Origin of the sequence: Rhodopseudomonas sp. BAL398 (genome assembly GCF_033001325.1) — a bacterium.
Lineage (GTDB): Bacteria > Pseudomonadota > Alphaproteobacteria > Rhizobiales > Xanthobacteraceae > JARJEH01.
In genome coordinates this window covers 3,518,264-3,532,689 of sequence record NZ_CP133111.1, presented here as the reverse complement: position 1 = coordinate 3,532,689, position 14,426 = coordinate 3,518,264, and the positions used below count along the sequence as shown (strand labels likewise).

Annotated in this window: 15 protein-coding genes, 1 tRNA gene and 1 pseudogene; 15 read left to right on the top strand and 2 right to left on the bottom strand. The window is 63.3% G+C overall.

All coding sequences use genetic code 11. The annotated features are described in order from the left end of the window. The first annotated feature begins 111 nt into the window (after positions 1–111). Both RBJ75_RS16680 and RBJ75_RS16675 read left to right on the top strand, forming a co-directional pair. A complete protein-coding gene (locus RBJ75_RS16680; RefSeq protein ID WP_044414241.1) occupies positions 112–609 on the top strand; it encodes a hypothetical protein in 498 nt (165 codons plus the stop codon). A gap of 71 nt (positions 610–680) precedes the next feature. Beyond that, on the top strand, positions 681–1,505 hold the full coding sequence (locus RBJ75_RS16675) for an alpha/beta fold hydrolase (RefSeq protein ID WP_044414243.1): 825 nt from the start codon (positions 681–683) through the stop codon (positions 1,503–1,505). Positions 1,506–2,378: 873 nt separating this feature from the next. On the opposite strand, the pseudogene RBJ75_RS16670 reads toward RBJ75_RS16675, so the two are convergent. Next, positions 2,379–2,594 (bottom strand): annotated as a pseudogene (locus RBJ75_RS16670) (IS3 family transposase); the annotation flags it as partial. A gap of 947 nt (positions 2,595–3,541) precedes the next feature. On the opposite strand from RBJ75_RS16670, the gene RBJ75_RS16665 reads away from it, so the two are divergent. From RBJ75_RS16665 to RBJ75_RS16605, 13 genes are all read left to right on the top strand, one after another. Continuing rightward, the gene (locus RBJ75_RS16665) at positions 3,542–5,113 is read left to right on the top strand and encodes an LA2681 family HEPN domain-containing protein (RefSeq protein ID WP_052628980.1); all 1,572 of its coding nucleotides are present in this window, start codon (positions 3,542–3,544) and stop codon (positions 5,111–5,113) included. A 746-nt stretch (positions 5,114–5,859) separates the two neighbouring features. Then, positions 5,860–7,149: a UDP-N-acetylglucosamine 1-carboxyvinyltransferase gene (gene murA, locus RBJ75_RS16660; protein WP_276156742.1), complete on the top strand. Its 1,290-nt coding sequence runs from the start codon at positions 5,860–5,862 to the stop codon at positions 7,147–7,149. Positions 7,150–7,166: 17 nt separating this feature from the next. After that, on the top strand, positions 7,167–7,589 hold the full coding sequence (locus tag RBJ75_RS16655; RefSeq protein WP_044407709.1) for a DUF2948 family protein: 423 nt from the start codon (positions 7,167–7,169) through the stop codon (positions 7,587–7,589). A gap of 120 nt (positions 7,590–7,709) precedes the next feature. Further along, positions 7,710–9,005: a histidinol dehydrogenase gene (hisD, locus tag RBJ75_RS16650; RefSeq protein WP_044407706.1), complete on the top strand. Its 1,296-nt coding sequence runs from the start codon at positions 7,710–7,712 to the stop codon at positions 9,003–9,005. Beyond that, complete coding sequence (locus RBJ75_RS16645; RefSeq protein WP_044407702.1) at positions 9,002–9,490, top strand: UPF0262 family protein; 489 nt, start codon at positions 9,002–9,004, stop codon at positions 9,488–9,490. The genes hisD and RBJ75_RS16645 overlap by 4 nt, the downstream gene beginning before the upstream one ends. Before the next feature lie 45 nt (positions 9,491–9,535). Beyond that, a complete protein-coding gene (locus tag RBJ75_RS16640) occupies positions 9,536–10,000 on the top strand; it encodes a low molecular weight phosphatase family protein (RefSeq protein WP_044407699.1) in 465 nt (154 codons plus the stop codon). A gap of 108 nt (positions 10,001–10,108) precedes the next feature. Further along, positions 10,109–11,260 carry an AAA family ATPase gene (locus tag RBJ75_RS16635; protein WP_044407695.1) on the top strand — a complete coding sequence of 384 codons (1,152 nt, stop codon included), beginning with the start codon at positions 10,109–10,111 and terminating at the stop codon, positions 11,258–11,260. Positions 11,261–11,358: 98 nt separating this feature from the next. Next, a complete protein-coding gene (locus RBJ75_RS16630) occupies positions 11,359–11,982 on the top strand; it encodes a Maf-like protein (RefSeq protein ID WP_044407690.1) in 624 nt (207 codons plus the stop codon). After that, positions 11,972–12,160 carry a DNA gyrase inhibitor YacG gene (gene yacG, locus RBJ75_RS16625; RefSeq protein ID WP_044407689.1) on the top strand — a complete coding sequence of 63 codons (189 nt, stop codon included), beginning with the start codon at positions 11,972–11,974 and terminating at the stop codon, positions 12,158–12,160. Before RBJ75_RS16630 ends, yacG begins: the two co-directional genes overlap by 11 nt. Before the next feature lie 121 nt (positions 12,161–12,281). Then, a tRNA-Phe gene (locus RBJ75_RS16620) sits at positions 12,282–12,357 on the top strand. 86 nt (positions 12,358–12,443) lie between these two features. Further along, complete coding sequence (locus RBJ75_RS16615; RefSeq protein ID WP_173427324.1) at positions 12,444–12,929, top strand: hypothetical protein; 486 nt, start codon at positions 12,444–12,446, stop codon at positions 12,927–12,929. Positions 12,930–13,014: 85 nt separating this feature from the next. Next, positions 13,015–13,587, top strand: coding sequence for a hypothetical protein (locus RBJ75_RS16610; protein WP_173427323.1), 573 nt, complete (start codon positions 13,015–13,017; stop codon positions 13,585–13,587). Beyond that, complete coding sequence (locus RBJ75_RS16605) at positions 13,571–14,173, top strand: DUF2441 domain-containing protein (RefSeq protein WP_044407688.1); 603 nt, start codon at positions 13,571–13,573, stop codon at positions 14,171–14,173. Before RBJ75_RS16610 ends, RBJ75_RS16605 begins: the two co-directional genes overlap by 17 nt. Positions 14,174–14,239: 66 nt before the next feature. On the opposite strand, the gene RBJ75_RS16600 is transcribed toward RBJ75_RS16605, so the two are convergent. After that, positions 14,240–14,410, bottom strand: a complete 171-nt coding sequence (locus tag RBJ75_RS16600) for a hypothetical protein (protein ID WP_173427322.1) — start codon at positions 14,408–14,410, stop codon at positions 14,240–14,242. Positions 14,411–14,426 lie beyond the last annotated feature (16 nt).

Sequence of the window (14,426 nt, the reverse complement as noted above, 5' to 3'; positions counted from 1 at the left end):
CAGCGATTGCAAAATCTTCGTGCGCTCGGCAGGCGCGCGAAATAACAGATCAGGTAGCAAATCATCGCGGGGCATTGTAGCTTTGGCGTCGTCCAAGATGAGGAGCGCGTCATGATCCTCGGCATGAGTCTCGGCACCTTCACGCTTGTCCACGTCCTGATCAGCCTGGTCGCCATCGCCGCGGGATTGATCGCGATGGTCGGATTGCTCACCTCCAATCCGCTGCGCGGCTGGACCGCGCTGTTCTTGCTGCTGACGATCCTGACCAGCATCACCGGCTTTTTCTTTCCCTTCGCCACGCTGCTGCCGTCGCACATCGTCGGCATTATCTCGCTGGTGTTGCTGTGCGCCGCCTTGGTCGCGCTCTATGTCCGACACCTCGCCGGATTCTGGCGTCGGGTCTACATCGTCACCGCGATACTGGCGCTCTATCTCAACGTGTTCGTGCTGATCGTGCAGGCGTTCCAGAAGGTCGGGCCGCTGCAAACGCTGGCGCCGACCCAGACCGAGCCGCCATTCCTGGTGGCGCAGGGCGCGGCCCTGGTGGTGTTCGGCCTGGCGATCATCATCGCGCTGCGCCGGTTCCATCCGGCGCAGCGCTATGCCTGAGCGGCACAAACAATCGTCGTCATTCTTGGCTAGTTTGCAACGATCCACCACAGGAAAGGGAAGTCCGCGTCATGGCGTTCATCAAGACCACGGATGGCACCGAGATTTACTACAAGGATTGGGGCCGCGGTCAGCCCATCGTGTTCAGCCATGGCTGGCCGCTGTCGGCGGACGATTGGGATCCGCAGATGCTGTTCTTCCTCGGCAAGGGGTTTCGCGTCATCGCCCATGACCGCCGCGGCCACGGCCGCTCCAGCCAGGTCGCCGACGGTCACGACATGGACCACTACGCCGACGATCTGGCGGCGCTGACCGCGCATCTCGATCTCAACGACGCCGTGCATGTCGGCCATTCCACCGGCGGCGGCGAGGTGGTGCACTATCTGGCGCGCCATGGCGACAGCCGCGTCGCCAAGGCCGCGATCCTGTGCGCGGTGCCGCCCTTGATGGTGAAGACCGAAGCCAATCCGGGCGGTCTGCCCAAGGAGGTGTTCGACGGGCTGCAGGCCCAGCTCGCCGCCAACCGCGCGCAATTCTATCGCGACCTGCCGTCGGGGCCGTTCTACGGCTTCAACCGGCCGGGCATCGACGCCCAGGAAGGCGTCATTCAGAACTGGTGGCGGCAGGGCATGATGGGCGGCGCCAAGGCGCATTACGACGGCATCGTGGCGTTCTCGCAGACCGATTTCACCGAGGATCTGAAAAAGATCAAAGTGCCGGTGCTGGTGATGCACAGCGAGGACGACCAGATCGTGCCCTACGCAGATTCCGGGCCGCTGTCCGCCAAGCTGCTGCAGAACGGCACGCTGAAGACCTACAAGGATTTTCCGCACGGCATGATCACCACCCAGGCCGACATCATCAATGCCGACCTGCTGGCCTTCATCCAGGGCTGAGCCGACCGCTTGGGTCATGGTCTTAGGGCGCAATAGCGAAACGCATTGCGCCGCCATGGCGCGAGCGGCGGATGCGATGCGCATTCCGCCCTGCAAGCTACAGTCGCTCGAATCCGTCATTGCGAGGAGCGTAGCGACGACGCAATCCAGTCCGTGCCCGCCGCACCTGGATTGCTTCGCCATCAGCCGGCGCTGCGCGCCGCCCTCGGCTCGCAATGACGACACCCACGATGCATTCCTGCCTCCCGCCACCCACCGTCGTCATTCCGGGGCGCGAGCAGCCTTGCTGCGAGCGAACCCGGAATCTCGCGGCTTGGCGAAGTGAGCAGCAGCCCGCATGAGCGCAGAGGTATGCAGGATCAATCGAACAACAAGTCCCCGGATGTCGCTACGCTCATCCGGGTTACGCTTGCTGAGGCCGGAAACAGGTCAATACCGTGGGTTTCCTATCCTCTGCGGTCCCGGCATCTCCGATAAGGCTCGGCCTTTGATGCGGGGACCGTGTACGCGCGCCACTCAGCGTAAGTGAAGCCGTATTTCTTCATACAAGCCAATGCATGTGGAGACCTATTGCTGGGCTCACGGCCACTGTCGCGCCGCCTGGCTTCTTCCACCGAAGTTCCATCGCGCTTGGCTTGGCAGACCGGATCGTGATTGCAGACTTTCCGCGGCGCCCCCATGGCCGGAGAGACGGCTAAAGCTACAGCTAAAATAATAATGTGTTTCATGATTCACCAAAAGGTTAAGCGGGGTATTATTATCGAGCTACCGCAAGACGGTAAAGATGCGCCGTCTGACTCCTGCGTTTTCAAAATAGGCCACTGAGGTCGAGCTAGTCAGCACTGAGCTGCTGCCGGTTTGATGGACACCCGGTTAAGCTAATCCCACCTTGCGTTCGAGCTCAACCGGGCTGACGTACCCGATCGTCGAGTGCCGTCGGATGGCGTTGTAGAACCGCTCGATGTAGTCGAACACATCTGCCCTGGCCTCGTTCCTGGTGCAATAGATTTTGCGCGCGGTGCGTTCGGTCTTCAGCGACGAGAAGAAGCCCTCCATCGCCGCGTTGTCCCAGACGTTACCGGATCGGCTGCATGCTGCAGCAGCGGTAGCCCGCATGAGCGCAGCGATATGCGGGACCAATCGAACAATAAATCCCCGGATGTCGCTGCGCTCATCCGGCCACGCTTGCGGCGAGGCGAGTCATCACCCGCGCCACGAGATGGTTGGCTCGGTCATTGCGAAGAGCGTAGCGACTACGCAATCCAGTCCGTGCCCGCCGCCCCTGGATTGCTTCGCCATCAGCCGGCGCTGCGCGCCGCCTTCGGCTCGCAATGACGACATCCACGACGCATTCCTGCCTCACGCCACCCACCATCGTCATTCCGGGGCGCGAGCAGCCTTGCTGTGAGCGAACCCGGAATCTCGCGGCTTGGCGAAGTGATAGCGCAAGATTAGTCAGCGAGCAGCGGTGGCCCGCATGAGCGCAGCGATATGCGGGATCGATCGAACAATAAATCGCCGGATGTCGCTACGCTCATCCGGCCACGCTTGCTGCACGGCGTCCGCTCCAAGACGCCCTGGATCAACACGCTCTACACCCTCACCGGCTCGCTGCTGTCGCTGCTGGTGAAGATCTCGCCGAGCTATCTCACCACCAGCGCACAACTCGGCCGCGCCATGATCAAGGTGGCAAAAGACGGTTACGATAAGCCGATCCTGGAGAGCGAGGATATCAACAATGTCTGGTCGGTCGGTTGGCCAACGCGACCACCACGCGTGCACCTCTCCCCGCTTGCGGGGAGAGGTCGGAATTCGAGCGCAGCTCGAATTCCGGGTGAGGGGGCGCCTCACCGAGGCAGACCTCGCGGAGGCGCCCCCTCACCCGGCGCGACAAGCTGCGCTTGCCGCGCTACCCTCTCCCCGCGAGCGGGGCGAGGGAAGACAGGCCCGGATGTCGCTTGGCTCACCCGGGCCAAGCTTGCTATTTCTTCAAATGCGCATTTGCAGACGCGCATGCCAAAGATGGGCACGGCTCCATGACCGAGGATATCAAAGACTATTTTGCACGATTGCTCGCAACGAAAGACATCACAGCCATCCCGCTAGAGAAGGCTTTGCTCAAGACCGCCCATTTGGTCGACCTTTCGAGCGACTTCGGCAGCGAGGAAGGCGCGAAGCTTGCCCTTCGATGGAGCGATACCCTTGAGAAATCCGATCTGACGCCAGGACAGCGTAGCCTGCTTCAGTTCTACCGCGCCAATGCATGGGATAGCGAACGTAAGCGTAAATTCAACCCCGAAAACTACGCTTGGGCGTGGGAGCAGACAGAGCTGCGAGAACAACTCCTGAGCCTGCGCCGAGCGGTCAACCCCGAAGGTCTCGCAGAGCTTGAGCCGATCGAGCGCGTACAGATCCTCACCAATCTCGGTAATCAACTCAACAGCGCTGGCCGCTTCGTTGAAGCTGGCGAATATTGGGGCCGCGCCATTGCCGAACAGCCGCGCTTTGCCATGGCATTGGCGAACCGTGGTTCCGGTTGGCACGATTACGCGCGGGCGCATTACGACCCGGGGCATCAAAGAGTCTTTCTTTATCGTGCTCATCAGAGCTTAGCCGTAGCCCTTGCGGATGACGCCGATTGGGGTAGCGCGCCGGATGGCGCGCGGGAATTCTTCGTCCAGCTTCGTATCTTCATCGCCAAGAAGATCGACGTTGAGGCGATGGACAAGGAGTTGAAGCTGGATGGCTATGGGCTTGGCCGCTCGCAGACGGAGCGCGAGTACCGGCAATGGGCACTCGACAACAGGCTTTTCCTCAATCCGCTTAACGATCTCGGCACCAGCGACGTCGCGGCGCAAGACGTGCTCTCACTGCCCAGCTACCGCACGCCGATTGATGATGGCCCTACGCTGATCGGATTCTTCAACCAGATGAAACAGGAATTTGCCTCCGCCCGGTGGTTGCTCTTCGAAGGTATCAAAAATCAAAAGCCGCATTTCTCGGACCGGGATACCAGGCTCCATGACACGTTGGATGATCCCGGCTACTCGCTCTCGATCGAAAAGACGAAACTCGCATTTCGATCGGCCTATTCACTTCTGGATAAGGTCGCGTTCTTCCTTAACGACTATCTGACGCTTGGAATTCCTCTGGCTGAGGTCTCTTTTCGCTCATTGTGGTTTGAGAAAAGGAAGGACAAGAGCCTTGAGCTGAAGCCGGTCTTTACCCAAGCCAAGAACTGGCCCTTGCGTGGGCTCTACTGGTTGGCGAAGGATTTCGTCGAGCAAGATTTCAGGGACTCGAGTGAACCCGATGCTCGGGATCTCGCTACCATCCGCAACCACCTGGAGCATCGCTATCTCAAGGTTCGCGACCGCGACCCTTTGTTCACCCAATTGGGACCGGATGTCTACACCGACCGGCTAGCGCTCTTCGTTGACCGCCATGAATTGGAGATGAAGGCGCTGCGCATCCTAAAGCTTGCCCGGGCGGCGATGATCTATCTTTGCTTTAGCATGCACCAGGAGGAAACCATTCGTACGAAGGACGACAAGGGCTTCGCGATGCCAATGACGCTGCCGCCGCTCGAGCACAAACGAAGGCGCTGAAGATTAACCGTGGGTATGGATAACTCGTTGCTGAGGTTGTCCACTGCTATGTCGTCGTACAGGACCTAGCCCTCGACTGCCGGGATTCCGTGGTCGCCCAAGTGTGTAACAAGGAATAAAATCCTTGACATCATTCCTTTCCCTGCTATACTCCCATCACTCCGCCCCATCGAGGGGGCGCGTTACCGGGACGCTGGTCGTCGCGGGGCGGGGTGCGGCGCCTGCGGGCGGGGGAGGACGTCTCCTTCCGCACTCGGGACGCTCTGGGTCGCCGTCCGGCTCCACTACGGGAGTCTGCCACTTGCTAGTTGGCTGGACGCGGCACAGGTGAACGGCGGGAAATCCGCCGGGATCGGCGGGTCAAAGGGCTCGCGCCTGTGCCCGGAAGCACGGTCCTGGGGCGCAAAATCGCCGCGGCGGGGCGTCGAAAGGCGTTCCGCGGCGCAAGCCTCCGACGTTTCGGGAGCTTTTGCCGCGGCCCCTGACCAAAGGCGCGCCTTTCGGCGCTCCGCCTCCCTCTCCGGGAGGTGTTCGGCGGCGAGGCACGGCGGCGGCCGCCGGGCGATGCAGCGCCATGCCTCGAACCGATCGGCAGCGACCATGAGCCGCGGCCGCCAATGGCTGATTCTCCCTGAACCCTGTGCAATCGCGGCAAATCCCATCAAATAGCCTTAAACCTGCCGGCTTTTGCCATCCGCGGCGGTCTTGTCGTATAAGCTGCGTCACTCAAATCAGCGGGAATCGGCATGGATCGCATTCGCATCGTCGGCGGCAACGAGCTCAACGGCACCATTGCGATCTCGGGCGCCAAGAACGCGGCGCTGCCGTTGATGATCGCCGCGCTGTTGAGCGAGGAGACGCTGATTCTCGACAATGTGCCGCGGCTGGCCGATGTCGCGCAGCTGCAACGGATTCTCGGCAATCACGGCGTCGACATCATGTCGGCCGGCAAACGGCCCGGCGACCATGAATATCAGGGCCAGACCCTGCATATTTCGGCCAAGAACATCATCGACACCACCGCGCCCTATGAGCTGGTCTCGAAAATGCGCGCCAGCTTCTGGGTGATCGCGCCACTGTTGGCGCGGATGCACGAGGCCAAGGTGTCGCTGCCCGGCGGCTGCGCCATCGGCACCCGTCCGGTCGATTTCCTGATCATGGCGCTGGAGAAGCTCGGCGCCGAACTGACCATCGATGGCGGCTATGTGATCGCCAAGGCTCCCGGCGGGCTGACCGGCGCCACGATCGATTTCCCCAAAGTCACCGTCAGCGGCACCCATGTAGCGCTGATGGCCGCCACTTTGGCCAAAGGCACCACGGTGATCGACAACGCCGCCTGCGAGCCCGAGATCGTCGATGTCGCCGATTGCCTGAACAAGATGGGCGCGCGGATCAGCGGCGCCGGCACGCCGCGGATCACCATCGAGGGCGTGGCAAAGCTGCATGGCGCCCGCCACACCGTGCTGCCGGATCGGATCGAGACCGGCACCTATGCGATGGCGGTGGCGATGACCGGCGGCGATGTGCAGCTGTCCGGCGCGCGGCCCGAACTGCTGCAATCCGCGCTCGACGTGCTGCGTCAGGCCGGCGCCACCATCACCGTCAATAATGACGGCATCCGGGTCGCCCGCAACGGCGCCGGAATCAGCCCAGTCGACGTCGCCACCGCGCCGTTCCCGGGCTTTCCGACCGATCTGCAGGCGCAGCTGATGGCGCTGATGGCCTGCGCCAAGGGCGCCTCGCACATCACCGAGACGATTTTCGAGAACCGCTTCATGCATGTGCAGGAATTGGCGCGGTTCGGCGCGCGGATTCATCTCGACGGCGAGACCGCCACCATCGACGGCGTGGCCAAGCTGCGCGGCGCGCCGGTGATGGCCACCGATCTGCGCGCCTCGGTGTCGCTAGTGATCGCCGGCCTCGCCGCCGAAGGCGAGACCATGGTGAACCGGATCTATCACCTCGACCGCGGCTTCGAGCGGCTCGAGGAAAAACTCTCCGCATGCGGCGCCACCATCGAGCGCATCAGCGGCTGAAGCTGCAAGGTGGTGTCGTGGCCGGCGAATTGAAACTGATTGCGCTCGATGCCGACGATCTCGCGGTGGTGTCCGCCCATGTGCAGGACGCCCGCGTCGCGGTTGCCGACATCATCTGGCGGCAGAGCGAGAAGCGGCTGGTGCTCGGCCTGCACCGGCTCGATTGGGACCAGACGCTGGCCGGCGGCACGGCGTCGCGTCGGCTGATCGCGGCATTGCGATTCGACCGGGTGCTGGCCTGCAAATCCCGCAATATCGACCTGGATGCGCCGGAAACCCTGCTGGAACTGCTCGGGGTCGAGTTCTATCCGGGCGCCGAGCCGCCGGGCGGCTGCGCGATGCTGATGTTCGCCCATGGCGGGGTATTGCGGCTCGACCTGGAATGCCTGGAATGCGCATTGACCGATCTGGGGCCCGACGATTTCGGCCTGCAGCCCTGAGCCGTCGCCGCTGGCCCTCGCGACGGGCCTCTCCCGGACGCCGCAAGGGTTGACGGGGATTTGCCATCGCGCCATTGAGCAGGGGGCCTTCGCGCCGAAGCCCCCGCTGGATTTTTCGACATGCCGATCCGTATCGATAGCCGTAACGCCGATTTTGCTCCGCGATTCAAAGCCTTTCTGGCGACCAAGCGGGAGGTTTCGGCCGATATCGAAGCCGCCACCCGCGCCATTGTCGATGATGTGGCGGCGCGCGGCGACGCCGCCCTGCTGGAGGCCACCGCCAAGTTCGATCGGCTGACGCTGGACGCCTCCGGGCTGCGCGTCACCGCGGACGAAATCGACGCCGCCGTCGCGGCCTGCGATCGCGACACCATCGCGGCGCTGACGCTGGCGCGCGACCGGATCGAGAGCTTCCATCGCCGGCAATTGCCCAAGGATGAGTCGTTCACTGATGCGCTCGGCGTCGAGCTCGGCTGGCGCTGGAGCGCGATCGAGGCGGTCGGCCTCTATGTGCCGGGCGGCACCGCGGCCTATCCGTCCTCGGTGCTGATGAATGCGATGCCCGCCAAGGTGGCCGGGGTGGAGCGCGTGGTGATGGTGGTGCCGTCGCCCGACGGCAAGCTCAATCCGCTGGTGCTGGCGGCGGCGCAGCTCGGCGGCGTCAGCGAGATCTACCGCGTCGGCGGCGCCCAGGCGGTCGCGGCGCTGGCCTATGGCACCGCGACCATCGCGCCGGTGGCCAAGATCGTTGGCCCCGGCAATGCCTATGTGGCCGCCGCCAAGCGGCTGGTGTTCGGCAAGGTCGGGATCGACATGATCGCCGGCCCCTCCGAGGTGCTGGTGATCGCTGACCAGACCGCCAATCCGGACTGGATCGCCGCCGATCTGCTGGCGCAAGCCGAACATGACGAAAACGCCCAATCGATCCTGATCACCGACAACGCCATTCTGGCCGACGAGGTCGAGCGCGCGCTGTCGGCGCAGCTCACCACGCTGGCGCGCGCGAAAATCGCGCGGGAATCCTGGGAGCGGTTCGGCGCCGTCATCCTGGTGAAACAACTCGACGAGGCGGTGGCGCTGGCCAATGCGATCGCCGCCGAGCATCTGGAGATCATCACCGCCGATCCGGAGGCGATGGCGGCGCAGATCCGCAATGCCGGCGCGATCTTCCTCGGCGCCCACACGCCGGAGGCGATCGGCGACTATGTCGGCGGCTCCAACCATGTGCTGCCGACCGCGCGCTCGGCGCGATTCTCGTCGGGGCTGGGCGTGCTCGACTTCATGAAGCGCACCTCGATCCTGAAATGCGGCCCCGATCAGCTGCGCGCGCTGGGGCCGGCGGCGATGACGCTGGGCAAGGCCGAGGGGCTCGACGCCCATGCGCGCTCGGTGGGACTGCGTTTGAACCAGCGATGACCACAGCGCCAGACGATTCCCAGAACTGCATCGTCGCGGTGACGCTCGACGAGGAATCGATCGGGCGGTCAGGGCCGGATATCGAGCACGAGCGCGCGATCGCGATCTACGATCTGGTGGAGAAGAACCTGTTTGCCCCCGAGGGCGCCGGCGAGGGGCCGTTCACGCTGCATATCGGCATCACCGGCAACCGGCTGATGTTCGACATCCGCCGCGAGGACGGCACCCCGGTGGTGGCGCATCTGCTGTCGCTGACCCCGTTCCGGCGGATCGTGAAGGACTATTTCATGATCTGCGACAGCTATTATCAGGCGATCCGCACCGCCACGCCGGACAAGATCGAGGCCATCGACATGGGCCGCCGCGGCATCCACGACGAGGGCTCGCGCACGCTGCAGGAACGGCTCAGCGGCAAGGTCAGGATCGACTTCGAGACAGCGCGCCGGCTGTTCACGCTGATCTCCGTGCTGCACTGGAAGGGATAGGCCGCATGGCGCGAATCACCCGCCGATCCAGGCGAGCCTGAGGGGATGACGCCGCCCCGCCTGCGCCACCCGCAAGCGGTGCTGTTCGCCTGTGGGATGAACGCCGTCCGTTCGCCAATGGCGGAGGGGCTGCTGCGGCAGATCGCGCCGCGCACGACCTATGTCAAATCCGCCGGGGTGCGGAAGATGGAGCTCGATCCCTTCGCGGTGGCGGCGATGGCCGAACTCGGCCACGACATTTCCAAGCACAAGCCGATTACCTTCGACGAGCTGGAAGATTATGAGGGGCTGAATTTCGATCTGATCGTGACGCTGTCGCCGGAGGCGCATCACAAGGCGCTGGAACTGACCCGCTCCAGCGCCGTCGAGGTCGAATACTGGCCGACCCAGGACCCGACCGGGGTCGAGGGCAACCGCGAGCAGAAACTGCAGGCCTATCGCGAGGTCGCCGACAGCCTGATGCAGCGCATCCGCAAACGCTTCGGCCGCAACCGCGCCGGCAACGAGTAGCCGCCTCGACGCTTGCCGATCCTGGATGGATTTTCGAAAATCAATCGACCGGCACAAGAAAGGCGCCGGTGATGGCCGGGATCGATTCGAATTGAGGATGCGGTTGCGATGATCACACGCCTTGCCATCTCGGGTTACCGATCGCTGCGCGACATCCGGGTTGAACTGGGACCGCTGAATGTGGTGACCGGCGCCAATGGCACCGGCAAGTCCAGCCTGTATCGCGCCCTGAAGCTGCTGGCCGATATCGCGCAGGGCCGGGTGGTGCAGTCGCTTGCCGCCGAGGGAGGGTTGCAGTCGACCCTGTGGGCCGGTCCTGAGAGCTTCTCCGGGCGCATGAAGGCCGGCGCCGATCCGGTGCAGGGGACGGTCCGCAGCAAGCCGATCGCGCTCAAACTGGGGTTTGCCGGCGAGGATTATGGCTACGCGATCGATCTCGGCCTGCCGCAACCCGGCAGCTCGCTATTCGCGCGCGATCCCCAGATCAAGCTCGAAAGCGTCTGGACCGGCGAGTTGCTCGGCCGCGCCAATGCATTCGCCGAGCGCCGCGGGCCGTTCGTGCGGCTTCGCACCGAGACTGGCGAATGGCGCGAGGCCACGCAAAATCTCGACCCGTTCGACAGCATGATGACGCATTGTGCCGACCCGAAGGATGCCTTCGAGCTGTTGCTGCTGCGCGAGCGGATGCGAGGCTGGCGATTCTACGACCAGTTGCGCACCGACCGCGACGCCCCGGCGCGCCGGCCGCAGGTCGGGACGTATACGCCCGTGCTCGGCGGCGACGGCGCGGATCTGGCGGCCGCGGTGCAGACCATCGTCGAGATTGGCGATCCGGCCGAGCTGGCAGACGCCGTGGCCGACGGATTTCCCGGCGCCAGATTGAATGTCGCGGTGGCGGACGGCTATTTCGAGCTGGAAATGAAACAGCACGGCTTGCTGCGACCGCTCAAGGTTGCCGAATTGTCCGACGGCACGCTGCGCTATCTGCTGTTGCTGGCGGCCTTGCTGTCGCCGCGGCCGCCCGAATTGATGATGCTCAACGAGCCGGAAACCAGCCTGCATCCGGATCTGTTGCCGCCGCTGGCGCGGCTGATCGCGCGCGCGGCGCAACGCAGCCAATTGATCGTGGTGTCGCATGCCGCGGAGCTGGTCGCCGCGCTGGACCAGCAGCCATCGAGCCGGCAGATCCTGCTGGAAAAGCGCCTCAGCGAGACCATTCTGGACGGTCGGGTTCCGCGCTGGAACTGGCCGGCGCGCTAAACGCGGCCGCCAAATGGCGATCTCGGCGGAGGACAGTTGTCGTTGGGGAAGCCTTCCGATAGGTTCCGCGCGCACACCTCCAGCCCCCGAAAATCCCCATGCTTGGCCGTCCCAAACTCGTTCTTGCCTCCGGCTCGCCGCGGCGCGTCAGCCTGCTCAATCAGGCCGGGATCGAGCCCGACGCGCTGCGTCCCGCCGATATCGACGAGACCCCGAAGCGGGGCGAACTGCCGCGGGTCTGCGCCAATCGGCTGGCCCGGGCCAAGGCCGAGGCGGCGCTGAAATCGGTGCAGCTCGACGATGAATTGCGCGGGGCCTACATCCTGGCCGCCGACACCGTGGTGGCGGTCGGCCGCCGCATCCTGCCCAAGGCCGAGCTGGTCGATGAGGCCTCGCAATGCCTGCGGCTGCTGAGCGGGCGCAACCACCGGGTCTACACCGCGATCTGCCTGGTGACGCCGAAGCAGACCTTCCGCCAGCGCCTGATCGAATCCAAGGTGCGGTTCAAGCGGCTCAACGAGGACGATATTGAGGCCTATATCGGCTCCGGCGAATGGCGCGGCAAGGCCGGCGGCTATGCGGTGCAGGGCATCGCCGGCAGCTTCGTGGTCAAGCTGGTCGGCTCCTACACCAATATCGTCGGGCTGCCGCTGTATGAGACGACGACGCTGCTCGGCGGAGAAGGGTTCCCGATTCGCTTCGGCTGGCTCAATGCCAGCTGATTCGCCGAACGCCCCGAAGGCTGGGCCTGCCAAGAAGTGCCCGATCTGCGGCAAGCCGGCGGTCGAGGCCTCGCGGCCATTTTGTTCGGAGCGCTGCCGCGACGTCGATCTGAACCGCTGGCTGTCGAATTCCTATGTGATTCCGGCCGCGCCCAGCGACGACGACGAGGACGAATGAGGGCGGCCAGCCGGCGGCTCGATGGCGGACGGTCACCGTCCGCAAGTTTCCCCCGCGGCGGGTGGACAGCGCCGTCAGGGCTGACTATAACCCGGCGCTCCCCGGACTTGCGCCGGGCGGCGCCCAGGTAGCTCAGTTGGTAGAGCATGCGACTGAAAATCGCAGTGTCGGTGGTTCGATCCCGCCCCTGGGCACCATTTCCTTGAAGACGCCTTTCCCTTCAAGAAGTTAAGCCCTATCAGTGTGTTGCGCTTGCCCGACTGCCTAACAAGGGTGCGCAACAATGCTGTTTCGGGTGGTGCGTCCAATGAAGCGAGAGGGCTCCCGATTTCCCCATTACGTGCGCCGGATTCCGGTGGGCGTGCGGGGCCAATTGACCGGCAAGACACTGCACTTCCCGCTCGGTGATACGACGCGCACGGTCAAGGTTTCCGAGAGCACGCAATCGATCCGGTTCTCTCTCCGCACCACCGATCCCGCCGAGGTGAAGGCGAGGAACGCGGCAGCAGATCAATACTTCGAGCGGATCATTCGGGCGTTTCGGCAGGACGCTGAGACCACCCTTACGAATGGTCAAGCTACGGCGCTGGCGGGGCGTCTGTATCGGGCGTGGGCTGGCGGTGAGGGCAGGGAACGGACCTTGGCGGTGGAGCAAGGGCCGGAGGGCAAGATGCGCCCAGTGCCGAATGACCCGGAGGATGATGAGGCAGCCTTCGAGGCGGGCTTGATGCGGCTGGTCTCCCCTCGACACGCGGGGCAAGCCGCTTGATCTTGACCACCTTCCCCCACCCGACTTGCAGCCCGACCGTGCGTCCCTTGAGCTTTGCGTGGGGTCTCTTGTTGATCGGCTTCTGTTGGCGGAGAGCATCCGTCGTGTTGATGAGGCATCACGCGGCCTCCTGTTGCGGGCGTTCTGGTTGGCACTCCGAGATGCACTGGAGAGCCGCTTGCGGAATGCGCAAGGCGACTACCGCCCGGACCCGAAATCCGAACGCTTCCCTGCATGGGTTGCGCCCGATGCTGAAGCTCCGAAGCCGTGGCCGATTGCCGCCGGCTCATTGACCTCTCTGGTTGATGGGTGGTGGTTGGAGGCGAAAGCGCGAAATCTCAAGCCGAGCACCCATGAGAGCTACAGCAACACCATGAGGGCATTCGTGGCGCTCCTTGGCCATGACGATGCCGGCCGGGTTACGAAAGACGACGTGATCCGCTTCAAGGATCATCGCCTCGCCACCATCAATCCACGTTCGGGAAAAACCATATCGGCTAAGAAAATGTCTTCCCGACGCCGCCTTTGTACCGCTTTACATTGGTGGCTGTACAAATTGCGCCCCTTGGAGTTCCTTTTCGCATTCTTCGTGCAATGTGCACTGCGTTATCAGCGGATGGTAAGGGAAAGGTGTGTGCTGAATGGTCAAACAAATTGAGAAACAGAAGCTGTTCCACGTCACTGTCGCAAAGCCGTACAAGCAGGCGTTTGCCCCCGATCAAAAAGTGACGATTGGTGAGGCCTTCAACCCGTTCTTTAGCTTTTACGAGGGCTCGCGCGAATATCCGATAACGATGCCAGATGGCCAGCAACAGAATGTGAAGGCCGTGGCGTTCTTACGCCAAGTGCGAGACGGACTGATCAATTCTCCTGAGTTCGCGAAGATTGCCACGGAAGTGGCCATTCACTACGTGATGCTTTGCCGCGAGCTAATTATGGAGGAGATCCGATGTAACGAGTTCGGTGGCAATCCACCTTCGCGACAGCGTTGTCTCTATGTATGCGAGACGGTCGATGAGGCGCGGTACTGGAACAAGCGTATCGGAGAGAGTGGCACAGTTTGCGAGCTGACCTGCAGCGGCACTGTGCATCGGGCTGACGCCAGCCTACTCCTGGGCGACAGCGAACCACTTTCCGTTACCAAAGACAGAGCGCGGCAATATTGGCGTGGAGAAGCGGCAGGCAATCCGGAGTGGGAAACGCTGTTCGTTGGCAAAGCAACGATTTCTGGTTTTGGACTATGAGTGGCTTCTGGTGTGTAACAGGGGTGGCAAACATTCCTGCTCAGCGCTAGAATTTCTCTCGTGATTTCAAGGCAAACGACCTCCGGCTGCGCAACCCGGCCCTGGCCACCATTTCCTTGAAGATGCCTTTCCCTTCAATAAGTTAAGCCCCATCAGTGTGTTGCGCTTGCCCGACTGGGCGGTCATCGAGGCGCTCATCGACCAGCCGACCACCCGCCGCGAGAACAGGTCGATCACCGCCGGCTCCAGCGCG

What these genes read in the sequence shown, in the direction of transcription:
- RBJ75_RS16680 (WP_044414241.1), top strand. Translation starts at nt 112, where the DNA reads ATGATCCTCGGCATGAGTCTCGGCACCTTCACGCTTGTCCACGTCCTG.
- RBJ75_RS16675 (WP_044414243.1), top strand. Translation starts at nt 681, where the DNA reads ATGGCGTTCATCAAGACCACGGATGGCACCGAGATTTACTACAAGGAT.
- RBJ75_RS16665 (WP_052628980.1), top strand. Translation starts at nt 3,542, where the DNA reads ATGACCGAGGATATCAAAGACTATTTTGCACGATTGCTCGCAACGAAA.
- murA (WP_276156742.1), top strand. Translation starts at nt 5,860, where the DNA reads ATGGATCGCATTCGCATCGTCGGCGGCAACGAGCTCAACGGCACCATT.
- hisD (WP_044407706.1), top strand. Translation starts at nt 7,710, where the DNA reads ATGCCGATCCGTATCGATAGCCGTAACGCCGATTTTGCTCCGCGATTC.
- RBJ75_RS16645 (WP_044407702.1), top strand. Translation starts at nt 9,002, where the DNA reads ATGACCACAGCGCCAGACGATTCCCAGAACTGCATCGTCGCGGTGACG.
- RBJ75_RS16640 (WP_044407699.1), top strand. Translation starts at nt 9,536, where the DNA reads ATGACGCCGCCCCGCCTGCGCCACCCGCAAGCGGTGCTGTTCGCCTGT.
- RBJ75_RS16635 (WP_044407695.1), top strand. Translation starts at nt 10,109, where the DNA reads ATGATCACACGCCTTGCCATCTCGGGTTACCGATCGCTGCGCGACATC.
- RBJ75_RS16630 (WP_044407690.1), top strand. Translation starts at nt 11,359, where the DNA reads ATGCTTGGCCGTCCCAAACTCGTTCTTGCCTCCGGCTCGCCGCGGCGC.
- yacG (WP_044407689.1), top strand. Translation starts at nt 11,972, where the DNA reads ATGCCAGCTGATTCGCCGAACGCCCCGAAGGCTGGGCCTGCCAAGAAG.
- RBJ75_RS16615 (WP_173427324.1), top strand. Translation starts at nt 12,444, where the DNA reads ATGCTGTTTCGGGTGGTGCGTCCAATGAAGCGAGAGGGCTCCCGATTT.
- RBJ75_RS16605 (WP_044407688.1), top strand. Translation starts at nt 13,571, where the DNA reads ATGGTCAAACAAATTGAGAAACAGAAGCTGTTCCACGTCACTGTCGCA.